Origin of the sequence: Metapseudomonas resinovorans DSM 21078, from assembly GCF_000423545.1 — a bacterium.
Classification (GTDB): Bacteria; Pseudomonadota; Gammaproteobacteria; order Pseudomonadales; family Pseudomonadaceae; genus Metapseudomonas; species Metapseudomonas resinovorans.
Genome location: NZ_KE384031.1, coordinates 127,046 through 144,671, shown reverse-complemented (window position 1 = coordinate 144,671; position 17,626 = coordinate 127,046). Strand labels below are relative to the sequence as shown.

Genomic DNA, 17,626 nt, shown 5'->3' with positions numbered 1-17,626 from the left:
TTGCGGGTATGGGGTTCGCTGCCGATCCCATCCCGCAAGGCATGTTCAGCGCGCCGCCGTAGGATGGGTGGAGCTTGCGAAACCCATCAAACCTGGGTTTCGCTTCGCTCTGCCCATCGCTGCAGGCAATTCGCTGGCACAAAAAAGCCGGCGCAATCCGCCGGCTTGCCGTTTCTACCCGGACGATTCAATACACTCCACCACCACTCACCGGAGCCTGCGTCCCTTTGAACGCCGCCGCCAGGCTCTGCAGCCCACGCATCAGCACCGTGGTGTCCACGCCCACGGCGACGAAGGCGGCGCCCAGCTCGATGTAGCGCCGCGCCAGGGTCTGGTCGGCGGAGAGGATGCCAGCGGCCTTGCCGGCATTGCGGATGCGGACGATGGCGTCTTCGATGGCGGCCTGTACCTCCGGGTGGCTGGGGTTGCCGCGGTGGCCCATGGCGGCCGAAAGGTCGGCCGGGCCGATGAACACGCCATCGACGCCGTCCACGGCGGCGATCACGTCCAGGTTGGCCAGGCCTTCGAGGTTCTCGATCTGCACCAGCAGGCACATCTGCTCGTCAGCGTTATCCAGGTAGCCGGGGATGCTGTTCCAGCGCGAGGCACGCGCCAGGGCGCTACCTACGCCACGGATGCCGAATGGCGGGTAGCGCATGGCGCGGACGAGCTCGGCGGCTTGCTCGGCGGACTCCACCATGGGCACCAGCAGGGTCTGGGCGCCGATATCCAGCAGTTGCTTGATCAGCACCGCGTCGCCGACCGGTGGGCGGATGATCGGCTGCGAAGGGTAGGGCGCAATGGCCTGGAGCTGGGCCAGCAGGCTGCGCAGGTCGTTGGGCGCGTGCTCGCCGTCCAGCAGCAGCCAGTCGAAACCAGCATTGGCCGCCAGCTCGGCGCAGTAGGCATCGGCCAGACCCAGCCAGAGGCCAATTTGCGGCTGGCCGGATTGCAGGCGCTGTTTGAAGGTGTTGATCGGCAGGTCCATGGGGACTCCTTGGAAGGCGCTGACTGTAGGAGCCAGCTCTGCTGGCCAAAAGCTTCGCTAGCAAGCTCGCTCCTACAGGAGAGGCTCAGACGAAACGGCAGGCAATGGAGCCCAGTTGGTCGTAGTCGACGTGGAAGGTGTCACCGGGGTTGGCGGCCACCGGGCGGGTGAAGGAGCCGCCGAGGATGATCTGGCCGGCTTCCAGGGTGACGTCGTAGGGCGCCAGCTTGTTGGCCAACCAAGCCACGCCCTTGGCGGGGTGGTTGAGCACGGCGGCGGAAACGCCGGACTCCTCGATCACACCGTTGCGGTAAAGGATCGCCGGGACGCGGCGCAGGTCGATCTCGGTCGGGCGCACGGCGCGGCCGCCCATCACCACGCCGGCGTTGGCGGCGTTGTCGGAGATGGTGTCGAAGACCTTGCGGGTGACCTTGGTGTCCGGGTCGACCTGGTGGATGCGCGCGTCGATGATCTCCAACGCCGGGATCACCCACTCGGTGGCCTCCAGCACGTCGAAGACGGTGCAGTTCGGGCCGCGCAGGGGCTTGCCGAGGATGAAGGCCAACTCCACTTCCACGCGCGGGACGATGAAGCGGTCGAAGGGGATGTCGCTGCCTTCGTCGAAGAACATGTCGTCCAGCAACGCGCCGTAATCCGGCTCGGTGATGTTGGAGGACACCTGCATGGCGCGGGAGGTGAGGCCGATCTTGTGACCCACCAGCTTGCGACCGTCCTTGATCTTCTGCGCCACCCAGGCGCGCTGGATCGCGTAGGCGTCGTCGATTCTGATGGCCGGGTAGTCGAGGGAGAACTGGCGCACCTGCTCGCGGGAGCGCTCGGCGGTGTCGAGGCGGGCGGCGGCTTGCTGGATGATGCTGGCGTCGAGCATGGAAACCTCAGGAACTCTTGTTGAACAGGGGATGCAGGCTGCTGTGCTTGGCATCAAAGACCTGGCCGGGGCTTTCATCGATCTGCAGGGTGACACCGATGGGGCGGCGTTCCAGCAGCTCATCGAGGTGCCCGCGCAGCACTGCCAGCAGGGCGTCACCGACCTGCTTGTGCACGGCCGGACTGCGCCCGGCACCCATGCGCAAGTTGGCGTAGAGGAAGCCGTAGTCGCCCTGGCCATCGGCCACGGCGGCGTGTGCCGCGGGGTAGGCCAGCACGCGAGTGCCGCCGGTGGGGAACACCTGGCGGTCAGCCTCGTCGCGCTGTTCCAGCATGCGGTCGGCCAGCGCGCGGCACAGGCCGCCGATGTCCGTTTCGCGCTCCAGGTCGGGGGTGTAGAGCAGGACCAGATGGGGCATGGCGACGCTCCTTACAGGCGGCTGGTGGAGACGACGCCGGCCGGGTTGGAGGCCTGCGCGGCGGGAATGGCCGAGCCATCCTGCGGGGTGACCGGGAAGATGGCGTTGATCTGGCCGGTACCGGACGAGCCGAAGTAGGGGGTGACTACCTCCGCCTTGCCGTCGTACTTCGACCAGCCCAGCGCGCCCAGCAGCATGGCGGTGTCGTGCATGAAGCCTTCGCCGTGGCCCTTGACCGCGTACTCCGGGAGCATGCCGCAGAAGTCTTCCCACTCACCGTCTTCCCACATCTGCACCACACGGTGGTCGAGGGTTTCCAGGAAGGGGCTCCAGACTTTGGTAGCGAATTCCGGTGCTTGTCCGTTCTGGGCGAAGCGGTGGGACAGCGAGCCGCTGGCGAGGAAGGCGACGGTGCCGTCGTAGTGTTCTTCCACCGCCTTGCGCATGGCCCAGCCGAGGCGGGCGCTGTCGTTCAGGTAATGGGAGGTGCACAGCGCCGAAACCGAAACCACCTTGAAGTGGCGGTCCGTGTTCATGTAGCGCATGGGCACCAGGGTGCCGTACTCAGGACCCAGGGTGGTGGCGTCGTGGGCCATGGTTTCCACGCCGAGGCGGTTGCACTCCTCGGCCAGCAGGCGGCCCAGTTCGGGGTTACCCGGGAAGCCGTATTCCATGTTGGCGATGAAGTGCGGCAGCTCGTTGCTGGTGTACAGGCCTTCGAAGTTCGGCGCGCAGTTGATGTGGTAGTTGGCGTTGACCAGCCAGTGGGTGTCGAACACGACGATGGTATCGACGTTCAGCTCGCGGCAGCGGCGGCTGATCTCGATGTGCCCGTCGATGGCGGCCTGGCGGAAGCCCTGGCGCGGGCCCGGCAGTTCGGACAGGTACATGGAGGGGACGTGGGTGATCTTGGCAGCCAGAGCAAGTTTGCCCATGACGGTAACTCCTGGTCTTGTTGTCGGTCGGTTGCACGCCGGCACGGGGAGGGGAGCGGTACTCCCCTCTTTATGGAGTAGCAGTTATCTCACAGGCCCCATCGCGGGATGTGGTGACTGCCCATGGAAACGCACACGTTCTTGATCTCGGCAAAGACCTCGAAGCTGTACTGGCCGCCTTCGCGGCCAGTGCCCGAGCCCTTCACGCCGCCGAACGGCTGGCGCAGGTCGCGTACGTTCTGGCTGTTGATGAACACCATGCCGGCCTCGATGCCACGGGCCAGGCGGTGGGCCTTGCCGATGTCCTGGGTCCAGATGTACGAGGCCAGGCCGTATTCGGTGTCGTTGGCCAGGCGCAGCGCTTCGGCTTCGTCCTTGAACTTCATCAGGCAGACCACCGGTCCGAAGATCTCTTCCTGGGCGATGCGCATGCGGTTATCGACGTCGGCGAACACGGTGGGCTGGATGAACTGGCCGCGAGCCAGGTGCGCCGGCAGGTTCGCCGGGCGCTCCAGGCCGCCCGCCAGCAGGGTGGCGCCTTCTTCGATGCCGATGCGGATGTAGCCGGTGACCTTGTCGTAGTGGGCCTGGGTGATCATCGAGCCAACCTGGGTTTTCGGGTCCTGCGGGTCGCCGACGATCAGGCGCTTGGCACGGGCGGCGAACTCGGCGACGAACTGGTCGTAGACGCCTTCCTGGATGAAGATCCGCGAGCCCGCGGTGCAGCGCTCGCCGTTCAGCGAGAAGATGGTGAACAGCGCGGCATCCAGGGCGCGGTCGAGGTCGGCATCATCGAAGATCAGCACCGGGCTCTTGCCGCCCAGCTCCATGGAGTACTTCTTCAGGCCGGCGGTCTGCATGATCTTGCGCCCAGTGGCGGTGCCGCCGGTGAAGGAAATCGCGCGCACGTCCGGGTGGCGGACCAGGGCGTCGCCAGCGGTGCCACCGTAGCCCTGCACCACGTTGAGCACGCCTTTCGGGATGCCGGCTTCCAGCGCCAGACGGCCCAGTTCGTTGGCGGTCAGCGGCGACAGCTCGCTCATCTTCAGCACCGCGGTGTTGCCCAGCGCGAGGCAGGGCGCGGTCTTCCAGGTGGCGGTCATGAACGGCACGTTCCAGGGTGAGACCAGGCCACAGACACCCACGGGCTGGTAGAGGGTGTAGTTGAGCATCTGATCGTCCACCGGGTAGCTGTGGCCGTCCATGCGGGTGCAGACCTCGGCGAAGAACTCGAAGTTGTGCGAGGCGCGGGGGATCAGCACATTCTTCGTCTGATGGATCGGCAGGCCGGTATCCAGGGTTTCCAGCTCGGCCAGGTGCGGCACGTTCTGGTCGATCAGCTCACCCAGCTTGCGCATCAGCTTGGCGCGTTCCTTGGCCGGGGTGTTGGCCCACTTGGGGAAGGCGTCCTTGGCGGCGGCCACGGCGGCGGCGATTTCTTCGGCCCCGCCGCTGGCGACTTCGCCGATGGCATCGCCGGTGGCCGGGTTGTAATTGACGAAGACCTCTTTGCTCTCGACTTCCTGGCCGTTGATCCAGTGCTTGATCATGTTGCTCATGCCTCTTGTTGCTTGCTGGCGAAGAAGGCCTCTTCGCTGACGATTCGGTTGACCAGGCGGCCCACGCCTTCCACTTCCACCACCACTTCATCGCCGGGCACCACGTCGGCCAGGCCTTCCGGCGTGCCGGTGGCGATCATGTCGCCCGGCTGCAGGGTCATGAAGCTGGAGAAGTATTCGATCAGGTAAGGGATGTCGAAGATCATGTCCGCGGTGGTGCCTTCCTGTTTCAGCTCGCCGTTCACCCAGGTGCGCAGCTTCAATTTCGAGGGATCGGGCACGTCGGCGGCGTCGACAATCCAGGGGCCGACCGGGGTGGTGGCATCGCGGTTCTTCACCCGCAGGTTGGGCCGGTAGTAATTCTCCAGGTAGTCGCGGATGGCGTAGTCGTTGCAGACGGTGTAGCCGGCCAGGTAGGCGAGGGCGTCCTCGCGCTTGACGTTGCGCGCCGGCTTGCCGATCACCGCCACCAGTTCGCACTCGTAGTGCATGTAGGCGACGTTGTCCGGGCGCCAGGTGGCCTGGTTGTGGCCGGTGTAGGTACCCGGCGACTTGATGAAGGCCAGCGGCTCGGTGGGCGCCTTGAAGGACAGTTCGGCGGCGTGGTCGGCGTAGTTCAGCCCCAAGGCGAACATGCTGCCGGTAGCGGGCGGCAGCCACAGGACCTGGTCTTCGGCGAGCAGGCGGCCATCGGCAAGGCGGACAGCATTGCCTGCTTCCACGGTCACGGCGTGGACTTCGCCCTGGTAACGGATGCGTGCGTGTTTCATCTCGGGCTCCTTATTCCGCAACCACGGTGTTGGCGAGGCGGCCGAGGCCGCTGATTTCCACTTCCACGAGGTCACCGGGCTGCACGTCGACGCGGCCTTCCGGGGTGCCGGTGATCAGCACGTCACCTTCGTGCAGGGTCATGAAGTCGCTGATCTCCTCGATCAACTGGGGAATACCGCGCACCAGGTTGGCGGTAGTGTTTTCCTGGCGCAGTTCACCGTTGACGAAGAGCTTGAGCGTTAGGGTGTGCGGGTCCTGAATCTGCGCGGCGGGGACGAATTCCGGGCCGATGGGGCAGAAGCCGTCGCGGCACTTGGCCTTCACTGCCGGGCGGTAGTAGCTCTCTTCCGGCAGGCTGAACTCGTTGACGATCACGTAGCCGGCCACATGGGCCATGGCGTCTTCGGCACGCACACGGCTGGCGCTCTTGCCGATCACCACACCCAGCGCCGGGCCGGGTTGCAGGTGCTCGACGCCCTTCGGATACACCACCGGTTGGCCGTGGCCGTTGCGGGTATTTGGGGTCTTGATGAACAGCACCGGCTTGACCGGCGGCTTCTGGTAGGGGGGCTGCTGGAATTCGTCCAGACGGCTCTCCAGCAGGCCCTGGTAGTTCAGCGCGACGCCGAACAGGGTGCCGGTGGCGACGTGGTCGAGTGCAGGGCGCATGGTGGTCTCCTGTGGATAAAAAGCGGGTGGACCGTGACAGGGGCGCCACCCGTAACGAGGTTTTCATTAATGTGTTAACGTTATATTTAACATGTTAATGATCGTCAAGCCTTGCGTCTTCGCCTTTCGTCATCGAAGGTGTGCAAAGGCAGCGGAGAAAGGTCGCCATGTCAGAGCGCCAGCCCATTCCCAACATCAACATCGGCCAGGTCTACGACCAGCGTTACGCCGACTCCGAGGTGCATTACGAGGCCCTGGGCAAGCTGGCGGACTTCTTCGGCCGCAACATGCCGGTGCATCGCCACGACCGGTTCTTCCAGGTGCACTACGTGAAGAGCGGTGCGGTGCGGGTGTACCTGGATGAGCAGCAGTACCGCCAGGAAGGCCCGCTGTTCTTCCTCACGCCACCGACCATCCCGCATGCCTTCGTCACCGAGCAGGACGCCGATGGCCACGTACTCACGGTTCGTCAGCAACTGGTCTGGCCGCTGCTGGAGGCCGAGCAGGGCCTGGCTGACGGTCCGCAGATTGCGCCGGTGTGCGTCGCCTTTTCGGAGCTGGGGGAGGAATACCGCGAGGAAGTGCAACGCCTGGATTTACTCTTCGACCAGTTGCGCAGCGAGTTCGGTGCCCAGCGTCCGGGGCGCGAGGCGAGCCTGTCGGCGCTGACGCGGCTGATCTTCATCAGCCTGCTGCGTTTGTCGGCCCGTTCGCTCAAGGCGCAGCCGGCGCGTCACGAAGACCTGCAGGTGTTCCACCGCTTCAACGGGCTGATCGAGGCGCACTACCGCGAGCACTGGCCCCTCGTGCAGTACGCCAGCCAGATGGGGGTGACCGAGGCGCGCCTGAACGACATCTGCCGACGCATCGCCGACCTGCCATCCAAGCGCCTGATCCACGACCGGGTGATGCAGGAGGCCAAGCGCCTGCTGCTGTTCACCGGCAACTCGGCCAACGAGATCTGCTACCAGCTGGGCTTCAAGGACCCGGCCTACTTCAGCCGCTTCTTCGCCCGCAACGCCGGCATGAGCCCCGGGGAGTATCGCCATCGCCGGGCCGGGGACAAGGAAGAGGCCTGGCGCTGATCCGCTCATGGCCCGGACGTTGGGCCTCCTTCCTCGGCGCCAACCTGCGGCAGGACTGCGTCCCGCCTGGCGAATGAATTCGCCCCTGCAGGACCGTGCCGGAGGGAAGCCGGGAATCACCCCTTTCCCCTTGGGAGAGGGGGCGGGCGGTCTACCAGAGCGCCAGGGTGTAGCCGAGGATGATGCGGTTCTCGTCGATGTCCTGGGTCAGGCCGTCGCCTGAGCGGAAGGTGACGTTGCGCAGGCGGATATTGAAGCCGCGCAGGCTGCCGCTCTGCACCACATAGGCGAGGTCGGTGTCGCGTTCCCATTCGCGGCCGTCACGCACTGCGCCCTGTTCCACGCCATCGCCGCTGACGTATCGGGTCATGAAGCTCAACCCCGGAATACCCAGGCTGGCGAAGTCGTAGTCATAGCGCAGTTGCCAGGAGTCTTCCTCGGGCTTGGTGAAGGTGTTGTAGGTCACCAGGTTGACCACGAAGGGATCTCCACCGGTGAGGAAGGGGAAGGCGCTATCGCCGGACAGGCGCTGCCAGGCGGCAGAGAAGCGCTGGGCGCCGGCGGTCAGGCTGAACATGCCGTTGAAGTTGCGGTTGTCGACGCGCCCGGCCTTGCCTGCCCCCGTATCGCGGCTGTCGAAGTAGCGCAGGTCGCTGCGCAGGCTGAGGCCCTCGCCCAGGGGCAGGGTGTGCACCAGGCCGGCGAAGTGCTGGCGGTAGATGTCTTCCAGCTCTGAGGTGTACGCCGTCAGCGCGAGGCTAGGCGTTAGCGCATAGGTGCCACCGGCGAAGTCGAAGTGCTCGCTGGTCTGGCCGGCGTAGCCGATGTCGTCTCGGCTGGAGGAGTCCCGCAGGTTGGTCTCGGTCAAGCGCCCGGCATTCAGGGTCAGGCCATCCAGCTCCTGGCTGGTGAGCAGGCCGCCGGTGAAGGTCGAAGGCAGCAGGCGGGTGTCGTTGTACATCGCCACCGGCAGGGTCGGCTGCAGGGTACCCAGGCGCAGCACGCTCTTCGAGGCGCGCAGCTTGGCGGTCAGGCCCAGCTCGCTGTAGTCGTCCACCGGTTCCTTGCTGGAGGGGCCGAAAGGCAGTAGGCCAGTGCCTCGGCGGTCGCGACTGGAGTCGAGCTTCACCCCCAGCTCGCCCAGGGCATCCAGGCCGACGCCGATGCTCCCCTCAGTGAAGCCGGACTCGAAGCGGGCGATGAAGCCCTGGCCCCATTCGGCTGCCTTCGACTGGGGCGCGCCATCCTGGCGGAAATCGCGGTTGAGGTAGACGTTGCGCAGCTCGAGGCTGGCCTTGCTGTCGCCGGCCAGGTCGGCGACGGCGGGCGTGCTGCAGGCGAGCGCCAGCAGGGTGAGGACGGTTGCTTCACGAGTGCGTTGCAGGTGGGGCCTGATCATTGTTCTTGTCTCCAGAGGCCGTTGCGATGGCGCCGACACCAGGTGGGGCCAAGTGGCGGCGACGCAGATTACTAGCATCTGATTAATATCTTAACAATCAATATTTTTGTGTTTCCCTGCCAGGCTTCCGGCGTCAGGGCTTTGCCGGTAATGATGTGTGAATTTATTAAGTAATTGAGTAATAAGGTTTTTTATTCTGTTCGTGGAATGGGTGTGACGAACATGGCTTCTGGCAAAGAGTTGTCTGTGGTTGACAGTGTCATTATAAAGGTTAATGTGTTAACGAGATCTTGAATCTGTTAACGAGATCGGCGCTGCCGATGCTGCATTGCGGGCTTGGCAGGCACACACGCGAGTACAAGAACAACGAGGCTCACCCCCATGAAGATGTCCAAGCTTGCCGTCCTGCTGGCTGCTGCCTGCGTTTCCTCCGCTGCCTTGGCGGAACCGGTCTACACCCTCAAGGTCGCGCACTTCCTGCCCGCCAATTCCAATGCCCAGCGCAACATCATCGAACCTTGGTGCCAGCAGCTCGCCAGCGAATCGGCCGGCCGCCTGAAATGCCAGCTCTATCCCTCGATGCAGTTGGGGGGCACCCCGGCCAAGCTGGCCGACATGGCGCGCAATGGCGTGGCCGACATCGTCTGGACGGCGCCGGCCTACTCGGCAGGCAAGTTCCCGCGCATCGAGGCCATGGAACTGCCCTTCATGCTGCCGGCGGGGGCCAAGGCAAGTAACCCGATCATCTGGCAGTACTACGAGCAGTACGCCAGGGACGACTTCAAGGGCTACAAGGTGCTGTCCATCCATGGTGACGGCGGCATGGACATCCACACCCGTGGCAAGGCCGTGGCCAGCCTCGATGACCTGAAGAATCTCAAGTTGCGTGCTTCCAGCCGCACCGCTGCGAAACTGGTGGAAGCCCTTGGCGCCGCCCCGGTGAGCATGCCGCCGGCGCAGATGACCGAGTCCATCTCCAAGGGCGTGGTCGACGGTGCTCTCGCCTCTTGGGAAGTGGTGCCGCCGACCAAACTGGACGAGGTAACCGACCACCATTCCTCCATCCCAGCCGGCCAGCCCGCGTTCTCCTACACCGTGCTCGCCATGCTGATGAACGAGCGCAAGTTCAACAGCCTGCCCGAGGACCTGCGTGCCATCATCGAGCGCAACAGTGGCCCGACCTTGAACGAGCGCTTCGCCACGGCCTGGGACAGCTTCCTCGACAAGGCCCGCAATGCGACGCCGGCCGCGCAGATGGTGGCCATCGACGAGTCCGCCTACGCGGCCATGCGCCAGGCTGCCGCCCCAGTGGCCGAGGCCTGGGCGAGTGAGGCCAGCGACAAGGGGCTGGATGGCAAGGCCCTGCTGGAAGGCGCCCGCAGCCTGTCGACCCAGGCCCGGTGACCCGCGATGAACGAGTCCCTTTCCTATGACGCCGCGCCCGAAACGGGGCGCGGCACCGCGGGCCGCCTGTTGTACCGCGTGACCCAGGGGTTCGCCCTGGGTGGCGGGTTGATTCTGCTGGCGCTCGTGGCCATGTCCTTGCTGTCGGTTATCGGCCGCAAGCTGTTCGCCACGCCGGTCCATGGTGATATCGAACTGATGGAGATTGGCGCAGCCGTGGCCATCGCCGCCTTCCTGCCGCTTTGTGAACTGCGTGGCCAGCACATCAAGGTGGATGCCTTCACCCTGAAACTGCCGGCGCGGGCCCAGGCCTGGCTGGATGCCTTCGCACATACCCTCTGTGTGATTGCCGCCCTGGTGCTGGCCTGGCGCACCGGCCTGCAGGTGCTGGAGAGCCGAGAGTACGGCGAAGTTTCGACCCTGCTCTCGGTCCCCCTGTGGATACCCCTGCTGTTGATCGTGCCGAGCCTGCTGTTGCTGGCCGTCGCCGCCGCTGCCCGAACCCTCCATTGCCTTGCCCGGGAGCAACACGCATGAGCGGACTCAGTCTTGGCCTGCTGGCGCTGGCCGCCACCTTCACCCTGTTGGTGCTGCGCGTGCACATCGGCCTGACCATGCTGGTGGGCGGCGCCTTGTGCTTCCTAGCGGTAAACGATGGGGACTTCTCGGCGCTGCTGTTCAGCCTGAACAACCTGGCCTGGTCGCGTCTGTCCAACTACGACCTGGCGGTGATCCCGCTGTTCGTACTGATGGGCCAGTTCGCCACCCACGGTGGCCTGTCCAAGGCCATCTTCCGTTGCGCTGCAGCCTTCGTCGGTCACTTGCGCGGCGGCCTGGGGATGTCCGCCATTGGTGCTTGCGCCGGTTTCGGCGCCATCTGCGGTTCCTCACTGGCCACCTCGGCCACCATGAGCCAAGTGGCGCTGCCGGAGCTGCGCCGGCACAACTATTCCGGTCGCCTGGCCACCGCCACCGTGGCTGCCGGAGGTACGCTGGGCATCCTGATCCCGCCATCGGTGCCGCTGATCATCTACGCGGTGCTGACCCAGGAATCCATCGCCAAGCTGTTCGTCGCGGCAGTGGTACCGGGTCTGCTGGCCGCTGTGGGCTACCTGATCGTGGTGCGCCTGATGGTCGCCCGCGAGCCAGAGGGTCACCAGCACAGCGAGCCGGCCAGCGCGGCCGAGCGAATCAAGGCGTTGCTGCAGGTAGTGCCGGTTCTCGGCGTGTTCCTCGTGGTGATCGTCGGGATCTACGGCGGTTGGACCAACCCCACCGAAGCCGCCTCCATCGGCGCTGCCGCCTGTGGCCTGCTGGCGCTGACGCAGGGCGGCCTGCGTTGGGAAGGTCTGCAACGCTGCCTGCTGGGCACGGCCGAAACCTCGGGAATGATCTTCCTGGTGCTGCTCGGCGCCGACCTGCTCAATGCCGGCCTCGCCCTGACGCAGATGCCTACCGAACTGGCCGAGTGGGTCAAAGCCAGTGGCCTGGCGCCGATCCTGGTGCTCAGCGCCATCCTGCTGCTCTACCTGCTGCTGGGCTGCGTGATGGACTCCCTGGCGATGATCCTGTTGACCATCCCGATCTTCTACCCGGTGATCATGGGCCTGGAGTTCTTCGGCATGACCGAGGTGGAGAAGTCCATCTGGTTCGGCATCCTCGCCCTGATGGTGGTGGAAATCGGCCTGATCCACCCGCCGCTGGGGATGAACCTGTTCATCGTCAACAAGGTGGCGCGCGACGTGCCCTACCTGGAAACCGCGAGGGGCGTGCTGCCGTTCCTCGCCTCCGATCTGTTGCGCATCGTCCTGCTGGTGGCCTTCCCCGGCATCTGCCTCTGGCTGCTCAGCCTCTGATCCCGATGCGCGCTGACCGGTTGGCGTAGAGCGAAGCGAAACCCAACGGGCGGAGCCACGGCCCGGCTCCGCTGGTGGGTCGATAAAGCGCGACCCACCCTTGGCCCGCGTGCTGACCGGTAGGTTGGCGTAGAGCGAAGCGAAACCCAACGGACGGAGCCAAGGCCCGGCCCCGCCGGTAGGTCGATAAAGCGCGACCCACCCTACGGCTGTGCGCTGGCGGTGTTCCGACGGCGTCGCCATCCTACAGATGCAGGATGAGGCTCACTGGTCCTCCTTCGGGGCGCTGGCGATGTCTCGCCCCAATTGGCGCTGTCGAGGCAACAACCAGGCGCAATAGCCCAGCAGCAAGACGCCGGCGCAGGCCATGGCCCAGGGGGCGCCGACGTACTCGGCCAGCACGCCCACCAGCAGTCCGCCGATGGCGTCGAAACCGAAGCGCGTCGAGGTGTAGAGCGATACCACGCGGCCGCGCAGGCGTTCCGGGGCGAGGCTCTGCAGAAGGATGTTGGTGCCGACGTTGCAGTTGGTGATGGCGAAGCCGAGTACGGCCATGGCCAGCAGTGAAACAATCAGTTGTTCGCTCGCGGCGAAGGCCAGCAAGCCCGCGCCGCCCGCCAGCGCACACGCCATGATGCTGTTGACCAGACTTGGCAGCGCGTGGCGATTGGCGAGGAACAGCGTGCCCAGCAACGAGCCCAGTCCAGCGGCGCCCCAGAGCCAGCCCAGGGTGCGTGCGTCGCCAACGAAGATGTCCTTTGCGAACACCGGTAGCAGCACGGCGTAGCTGGACGCGGTGAGATTGACCACCAGCACGCTGAGCATCATCAGGCGGATGGTCGGCCGGCTGGCGACATAGGCAAGGCCCTCGCGAAAGACATCCCCAGTGGAGCCGGCGGCGCGTGGCGTCGGGGCCATGCGGATCACCAGCAGACCGGTCGCCAGGCCCAGGTAGGACAGGGCATTGAGCGCAAAACAGGTCGCCTCGCTGGTGAAGCCCAGCAGCAGGCCGGCCAGCGGCGGGCCGACGAAGCGCGAGCTGTTGAACAGCATGGCGTTGAGCGCCAGGGCGTTGGGCAAGTCCTCCTTGCCGCTGACGAACTGGCTCAGGAGGGACTGGCGCAAAGGTGTGTCGAAGGCGTTGAGGATGCCCAGCAGCGCCGCCATGGTGACGATCAGCGTGGGGCTGATCAGGTCAGTGGCCGTGAGCAGTGCGAGGGCGATGGCCTGCAAACCGAGCAGGCCTTGCACGCCGATCAGCAGGCGGCGTTTGTCGTGGCGGTCGATCCAGGCGCCGGCCAGTGGACCGACGAGCAATTGCGGCAACAGAGACGCAAAGGTCGTGACGCCCAGCAACGCGGCCGAACCGGTGAGGCGATAGATCAACCAGGCCAGCGCCACCTGCTGCAGCCAACTGCCCAGAGTGGAAACGGCCTGGCCGGCGAAATACAGGCGGAAATTACGGTGGCGCAGGGCGCGGATTGCGGTTGGCCAAGGGCGAGGATCAGGCATTCGAGTGAGCACGGAAAGCGGCGAAGGATGAAAGTTAATATATTAACTTGAACCAGTTGCCCCTGTGCCTGCTCGTTGATCTTAAAGGGATCGATTCAACATCAACGACGTTGATGTTCTCTATCTGGAGTGATCACTTCTTAATCAACGCCCCATCCGTAAGATTGGCTCCGTACCCAGTTACCAGCCCCCTCGAGGAGCCCACGATCATGAAAACCCAAGCCTTCGCTGCCCTGTTCATCGCCGCCCTGAGCACCTCCGCCTTCGCCCTGCCGTCCGACTATCAGCCGGTGCTGGGTGAGTCCCGGGAAGCCACCACTCTCCAGGTCATCGAGCCAGTGGCTGCTGAAGGTGGCTTCATGGTGCTGGACCGCGTCGCTGAAGGCGGTTCCGACCGTACTCAAGGTTTCCGTGTAGCCGAAAGTGGCTCCGACCGTACCCATGCCTTCCGCGTCGCTGAAGGTGGTTCGGATCGTCTGCTGCAGGCTCAACGCGTCAGCTGATTCCAACGCGCTGCAACCCCTCGAAGCCCGGCGGACGCCGGGCTTTTTGTTTATGGCCGCACAGCCACTGGCAGGCGCCTGTGCCTGTAGACCGTAGGATGGGTTGAGGTACGAAACCCATCGTCACCGAGTTGATAGGTTTCGCATGCTCACGGAACGCCGCGCCATCGTGTGGGCGAACGAGTTCGAACCCATGCCGAGGTCGAGCTGGCGAGCGAGGTCCTTGTTGGACAGGCCGTCGAGGCGCTGCAGGTCAGCAGCTCCACGACGCGGCGTTCGTCCTGGCACAGAGCCGGTTGCAGTGGGTCGAAATCGCGGTAATGGTCGAGGTAGTCGCGGTGGGGGCGGGCGTCCATGCGCAACAGCTGGAAGTCGCGGGCGCGAAGCTGTGGATCGACCCGGTAGAAGGCGAAGCAGGAAGCCGGGACCACCCGGCTGACGGCGTGCAGGCAGTGCAGGCCGAAGTCATCGTGCATGGCGCATCCTCCTGAACGGAAGAGCGCGGCATGGCCGCGCTCTTGAATGGGCCTGGCGCCTTTAGGTGTCGCCGACGCGCAGCTGATCCTTACCGGGCTTCCTGGAAGCCGATCGCCAGTGCGTTGACGATGGTGTCGATCTGCTCCTTCTCGATCACCAGCGGCGGCGAGAGGATGATCTTGGTGCCCACCGGACGCACCATCACGCCGTTGGCGCGGGCGATCTCGGCCACGCGGTTGGCGTAGCCACCCATGGGGTCGATGGGCTCGCGGCTGGTCTTGTCGCTCACCAGGTCCAGCGCGACCATCAGGCCCTTGCCACGCACTTCGCCCACGGCGGCGAAGCGTTCCGGGAAGGTGGCCAGACTCTTGAGCAGGTAGTCGCCCTGTTTCGCGGCGTTGGCCGGCAGGTTTTCCTTCTGCACGATGTCGAGGTTGGCCAGTGCGGCGGCGCAGGCCACCGGGTGCCCGGAATAGGTGTAGCCATGCATGATGGCGCCGGTGAAGTTGCCATTGCCGGCGAAGGCCTGCTCGATGCGCTCGTTGACCACGGTGGCACCCAGCGGGATGTAGCCGGAGGAGATGCCTTTGGCCAGGCACATGATGTCCGGCTTCACGCCCCACAGGCGGCTGCCGAACATGGAGCCGGAGCGGCCGAAGCCGGTGACGATTTCGTCGGCGATCAGCAGCACGCCGTATTTGTCGCAGACCTTGCGGATCAGCGGCCAGTAGTTCTCCGGCGGCACGATCACGCCGCCAGCGCCCTGGATCGGTTCGGCGATGAAGGCGGCCACGGTGTCCGGGCTCTGGAACTGGATTTCGCGCTCCAGCAGGTCAGCGCAGATCTGCCCGAGTTCTTCCGGGTCCTGGCTGTAGGGGTTGCGGTAGAGCCAGGGCGTGTCGACGTGGAAGCAGCCCGGCAGCAGCGGCTCGTAGTTGCGGCGGAACACGGTGTTGCCGTTGACCGACGCCCCGCCGAAGTGGGTGCCGTGGTAGCCCTGGCGCAGGGAAATGAACTTGGTGCGGTCGGCCTGCCCTTGCAGCTTCCAGTACTGGCGAGCCAGCTTCAGGGCGGTTTCCACGGCGTCCGAGCCACCGGAGCTGAAGGCCACGCGGCGCATGCCCTCCGGTTCCAGCATGTCGATCACCAGGCGAGACAGCTCTTCGGCGCGCGGGTGGCTGATGCCGTCGAACAGCTGGAAGTATTCCAGTTCATCCAACTGGGCGGTAATGGCCGCTTTGATCTCCGCCCGGCCGTGGCCGACGTTGACGTTCCACAGGCCTGCCACGCCATCCACCAGGCGATTGCCCTTGTCATCGATGACGAAGCAGCCCTCGCCGCGGAGGATACGGATGGGTTCGCGCTGCTTCATCTCGTTGGGGTGCAGCATGGGGTGCCAGAAGGCGCTGTCGCGGGTACTCATGTGAAATCTCCTCTAGGGCAGCGGTGCAAGCTGCGTGGCTGCATTTGTGCCTCAAACGGTCGACGAATACTTGCATCTGCCTGCCACGGGGTTTGCCTTTTTCTGCCAGAGCGGCTGGCAGCCATTGGCAAGTTCGGCGGCAGCCAGGATCAAGATCGCGCCCAGGGCTTGGCGCACAGTTTCTCTCGACTATCCGAGTGACCCGGTCGCCATGACGGCCGAGCGAGAAGAGGAATCGAGATGAGCATTGCCCTTGACCCCCGCGTGACGGCCTTCGTCCACGCCCACCACGGCCTGTTGATCGACGGCCAGTCACGGTCTGCGCTGTCCGGCGCCGAGATGCCCGTGCACAACCCGGCCACGGGCGAGGAACTGGCCCGTGTCGCCGTGGCCGGCAAGGCCGATGTGGATCTGGCTGTGGCCGCGGCGCGGCGTGCCTTCGAAGGCAGCTGGGCGGCCCAGCGCCCGGCCGACCGCGAACGCCTGCTGCTGAAGTTGGCCGACCTGCTGGAGGCCCATGGCGAAGAGCTCGCGCAGCTGGAAACCCTGAACAACGGCAAGTCGATCAACCTGTCGCGGGCCATCGAGGTCGGCGCCGGCGTCGAGTACGTGCGCTACATGGCCGGCTGGGCCACCAAGATCGAAGGCAAGAGCCTGGACCTGTCCATCGGTGCCATTCCCGGCGGCAAATTCCGCGCTTACACCGTGCCCGAGCCGGTTGGCGTGGTCGGCGCCATCGTGCCGTGGAACTTCCCGCTGTTGATGGCCCTGTGGAAGGTCGTCCCGGCGCTGGCTTGCGGCTGTACCGTGGTGCTCAAACCCGCTGACGAGACCCCGCTGACCGCCCTGCGACTCGGCCAGCTGTGCCTGGACGCCGGCATCCCCGCCGGTGTGGTGAACATCGTCACCGGCGTCGGTGCCGAGGCCGGCGCGGCACTGGCGGCGCATCCGGGTATCGACAAGCTGGCCTTCACCGGCTCGACCCCGGTGGGCAAGCTGATCGCCCACTCCGCGGTGGAGAACATGACCCGCTTCACCCTGGAGCTGGGGGGCAAGTCGCCGGTGATCGTGCTCGACGACACCGCCCTGGACAACGCTGCCGCAGGTGCTGCCGGGGCGATCTTCTTCAACAATGGCCAGGTCTGCACCGCCGGCTCGCGCCTCTATGTGCAGCGCAAGTCGTTCGACCAGGTTCTGGAGCGCCTGCACGGCATTGCCACCTCCCTCAGCATCGGCGCGGGCCTGGACCCGAGCGCGCAGATCAACCCGCTGATCTCCGCCAAGCAGCAGCGCCGCGTGCTGGGCATGATCGACAGCGGCCGCGCCCAGGGCGCCAGCGTCATCTGCGGCGGCGAGGCCCACGGCGAGCAAGGCTTCTTCGTCAAGCCGACGGTGATTGCCAACGTGCGCCCGGACATGCAGGTGGTGCGCGAGGAAATCTTCGGCCCGGTGCTGGTGGCCACGCCCTTCGACGAAATCGACGAAGTGGTTCGCCTGGCCAACGACAGCCCCTACGGCCTCGCCGCGAGCATCTGGTCCAACGACCTGAAGCAGGTGATGGGCCTGATCCCGCGCCTGAAGGCCGGCACCGTGTGGGTCAACGCCCACAACCTGCTGGACCCCTCCATGCCCTTCGGCGGCTTCAAGCAGTCCGGCATCGGCCGCGAGATGGGCCATGCGGCGATCGAGGCCTTCACCGAGAACAAATCCGTGTGCATCGCCTACTGAGCGACGCTCC

Annotated in this window: 17 protein-coding genes; 6 read left to right on the top strand and 11 right to left on the bottom strand. The window is 65.3% G+C overall.

Features of this window, described 5'->3' with window-relative positions; all coding sequences use genetic code 11:
- Window positions 1–187: 187 nt before the first annotated feature.
- The 7 genes from hpaI to G559_RS0125755 form a co-directional block, all read right to left on the bottom strand.
- Window positions 188–988, bottom strand: a complete 801-nt coding sequence (gene hpaI / locus G559_RS0125785) for a 4-hydroxy-2-oxoheptanedioate aldolase (protein ID WP_028630989.1) — start codon at window positions 986–988, stop codon at window positions 188–190.
- 85 nt (window positions 989–1,073) lie between these two features.
- Window positions 1,074–1,877 (bottom strand): 2-oxo-hept-4-ene-1,7-dioate hydratase, encoded by an 804-nt coding sequence (gene hpaH, locus G559_RS0125780; protein ID WP_028630988.1) that lies wholly within the window; start codon window positions 1,875–1,877, stop codon window positions 1,074–1,076.
- 7 nt (window positions 1,878–1,884) lie between these two features.
- Entirely contained in the window at window positions 1,885–2,295 is a 411-nt protein-coding gene (locus G559_RS0125775) for a 5-carboxymethyl-2-hydroxymuconate Delta-isomerase (RefSeq protein WP_028630987.1), read from the bottom strand.
- A gap of 11 nt (window positions 2,296–2,306) precedes the next feature.
- On the bottom strand, window positions 2,307–3,230 hold the full coding sequence (hpaD, locus tag G559_RS0125770) for a 3,4-dihydroxyphenylacetate 2,3-dioxygenase (RefSeq protein ID WP_028630986.1): 924 nt from the start codon (window positions 3,228–3,230) through the stop codon (window positions 2,307–2,309).
- 89 nt (window positions 3,231–3,319) lie between these two features.
- Window positions 3,320–4,780 (bottom strand): 5-carboxymethyl-2-hydroxymuconate semialdehyde dehydrogenase, encoded by a 1,461-nt coding sequence (hpaE, locus tag G559_RS0125765; RefSeq protein ID WP_028630985.1) that lies wholly within the window; start codon window positions 4,778–4,780, stop codon window positions 3,320–3,322.
- A 5-nt stretch (window positions 4,781–4,785) separates the two neighbouring features.
- A complete protein-coding gene (locus G559_RS0125760) occupies window positions 4,786–5,559 on the bottom strand; it encodes a fumarylacetoacetate hydrolase family protein (protein WP_028630984.1) in 774 nt (257 codons plus the stop codon).
- Window positions 5,560–5,569: 10 nt separating this feature from the next.
- Window positions 5,570–6,229, bottom strand: a complete 660-nt coding sequence (locus tag G559_RS0125755) for a fumarylacetoacetate hydrolase family protein (protein ID WP_028630983.1) — start codon at window positions 6,227–6,229, stop codon at window positions 5,570–5,572.
- 167 nt (window positions 6,230–6,396) lie between these two features.
- On the opposite strand from G559_RS0125755, the gene hpaA reads away from it, so the two are divergent.
- On the top strand, window positions 6,397–7,314 hold the full coding sequence (gene hpaA / locus G559_RS0125750) for a 4-hydroxyphenylacetate catabolism regulatory protein HpaA (RefSeq protein ID WP_028630982.1): 918 nt from the start codon (window positions 6,397–6,399) through the stop codon (window positions 7,312–7,314).
- Between the two features lie 151 nt (window positions 7,315–7,465).
- On the opposite strand, the gene G559_RS0125745 is transcribed toward hpaA, so the two are convergent.
- Window positions 7,466–8,713: an OprD family porin gene (locus G559_RS0125745; RefSeq protein WP_036997898.1), complete on the bottom strand. Its 1,248-nt coding sequence runs from the start codon at window positions 8,711–8,713 to the stop codon at window positions 7,466–7,468.
- 381 nt (window positions 8,714–9,094) lie between these two features.
- Between G559_RS0125745 and G559_RS29395 the strand changes: the two genes are divergently transcribed.
- The 3 genes from G559_RS29395 to G559_RS0125730 are packed head-to-tail and all read left to right on the top strand — an operon-like array spanning window position 9,095 to window position 11,973.
- Window positions 9,095–10,117 (top strand): TRAP transporter substrate-binding protein, encoded by a 1,023-nt coding sequence (locus tag G559_RS29395; protein WP_036997895.1) that lies wholly within the window; start codon window positions 9,095–9,097, stop codon window positions 10,115–10,117.
- A 6-nt stretch (window positions 10,118–10,123) separates the two neighbouring features.
- On the top strand, window positions 10,124–10,654 hold the full coding sequence (locus G559_RS0125735) for a TRAP transporter small permease (RefSeq protein WP_028630980.1): 531 nt from the start codon (window positions 10,124–10,126) through the stop codon (window positions 10,652–10,654).
- On the top strand, window positions 10,651–11,973 hold the full coding sequence (locus G559_RS0125730; RefSeq protein WP_028630979.1) for a TRAP transporter large permease: 1,323 nt from the start codon (window positions 10,651–10,653) through the stop codon (window positions 11,971–11,973). The genes G559_RS0125735 and G559_RS0125730 overlap by 4 nt, the downstream gene beginning before the upstream one ends.
- A 264-nt stretch (window positions 11,974–12,237) precedes the next feature.
- On the opposite strand, the gene G559_RS0125725 is transcribed toward G559_RS0125730, so the two are convergent.
- Window positions 12,238–13,485, bottom strand: a complete 1,248-nt coding sequence (locus G559_RS0125725) for an MFS transporter (protein ID WP_028630978.1) — start codon at window positions 13,483–13,485, stop codon at window positions 12,238–12,240.
- Window positions 13,486–13,694: 209 nt separating this feature from the next.
- Here G559_RS0125725 and G559_RS0125720 point away from each other — a divergent pair, with 209 nt between their 5' ends.
- Window positions 13,695–13,988, top strand: a complete 294-nt coding sequence (locus G559_RS0125720) for a hypothetical protein (RefSeq protein WP_028630977.1) — start codon at window positions 13,695–13,697, stop codon at window positions 13,986–13,988.
- 149 nt (window positions 13,989–14,137) lie between these two features.
- On the opposite strand, the gene G559_RS31300 is transcribed toward G559_RS0125720, so the two are convergent.
- Window positions 14,138–14,464, bottom strand: a complete 327-nt coding sequence (locus G559_RS31300; protein WP_028630976.1) for a hypothetical protein — start codon at window positions 14,462–14,464, stop codon at window positions 14,138–14,140.
- 89 nt (window positions 14,465–14,553) lie between these two features.
- The gene (locus tag G559_RS0125710; RefSeq protein WP_028630975.1) at window positions 14,554–15,888 is read right to left on the bottom strand and encodes an aspartate aminotransferase family protein; all 1,335 of its coding nucleotides are present in this window, start codon (window positions 15,886–15,888) and stop codon (window positions 14,554–14,556) included.
- Window positions 15,889–16,128: 240 nt separating this feature from the next.
- Here G559_RS0125710 and G559_RS0125705 point away from each other — a divergent pair, with 240 nt between their 5' ends.
- Complete coding sequence (locus G559_RS0125705) at window positions 16,129–17,616, top strand: aldehyde dehydrogenase family protein (protein WP_028630974.1); 1,488 nt, start codon at window positions 16,129–16,131, stop codon at window positions 17,614–17,616.
- The last annotated feature ends 10 nt before the right edge of the window (window positions 17,617–17,626 follow it).

Bases quoted from the DNA above. Each gene is read 5' to 3' on its own strand.
- hpaI (WP_028630989.1), bottom strand. From the start codon at position 988: ATGGACCTGCCGATCAACACCTTCAAACAGCGCCTGCAATCCGGCCAG.
- hpaH (WP_028630988.1), bottom strand. From the start codon at position 1,877: ATGCTCGACGCCAGCATCATCCAGCAAGCCGCCGCCCGCCTCGACACC.
- G559_RS0125775 (WP_028630987.1), bottom strand. From the start codon at position 2,295: ATGCCCCATCTGGTCCTGCTCTACACCCCCGACCTGGAGCGCGAAACG.
- hpaD (WP_028630986.1), bottom strand. From the start codon at position 3,230: ATGGGCAAACTTGCTCTGGCTGCCAAGATCACCCACGTCCCCTCCATG.
- hpaE (WP_028630985.1), bottom strand. From the start codon at position 4,780: ATGATCAAGCACTGGATCAACGGCCAGGAAGTCGAGAGCAAAGAGGTC.
- G559_RS0125760 (WP_028630984.1), bottom strand. From the start codon at position 5,559: ATGAAACACGCACGCATCCGTTACCAGGGCGAAGTCCACGCCGTGACC.
- G559_RS0125755 (WP_028630983.1), bottom strand. From the start codon at position 6,229: ATGCGCCCTGCACTCGACCACGTCGCCACCGGCACCCTGTTCGGCGTC.
- hpaA (WP_028630982.1), top strand. From the start codon at position 6,397: ATGTCAGAGCGCCAGCCCATTCCCAACATCAACATCGGCCAGGTCTAC.
- G559_RS0125745 (WP_036997898.1), bottom strand. From the start codon at position 8,713: ATGATCAGGCCCCACCTGCAACGCACTCGTGAAGCAACCGTCCTCACC.
- G559_RS29395 (WP_036997895.1), top strand. From the start codon at position 9,095: ATGAAGATGTCCAAGCTTGCCGTCCTGCTGGCTGCTGCCTGCGTTTCC.
- G559_RS0125735 (WP_028630980.1), top strand. From the start codon at position 10,124: ATGAACGAGTCCCTTTCCTATGACGCCGCGCCCGAAACGGGGCGCGGC.
- G559_RS0125730 (WP_028630979.1), top strand. From the start codon at position 10,651: ATGAGCGGACTCAGTCTTGGCCTGCTGGCGCTGGCCGCCACCTTCACC.
- G559_RS0125725 (WP_028630978.1), bottom strand. From the start codon at position 13,485: ATGCCTGATCCTCGCCCTTGGCCAACCGCAATCCGCGCCCTGCGCCAC.
- G559_RS0125720 (WP_028630977.1), top strand. From the start codon at position 13,695: ATGAAAACCCAAGCCTTCGCTGCCCTGTTCATCGCCGCCCTGAGCACC.
- G559_RS31300 (WP_028630976.1), bottom strand. From the start codon at position 14,464: ATGCACGATGACTTCGGCCTGCACTGCCTGCACGCCGTCAGCCGGGTG.
- G559_RS0125710 (WP_028630975.1), bottom strand. From the start codon at position 15,888: ATGAGTACCCGCGACAGCGCCTTCTGGCACCCCATGCTGCACCCCAAC.
- G559_RS0125705 (WP_028630974.1), top strand. From the start codon at position 16,129: ATGAGCATTGCCCTTGACCCCCGCGTGACGGCCTTCGTCCACGCCCAC.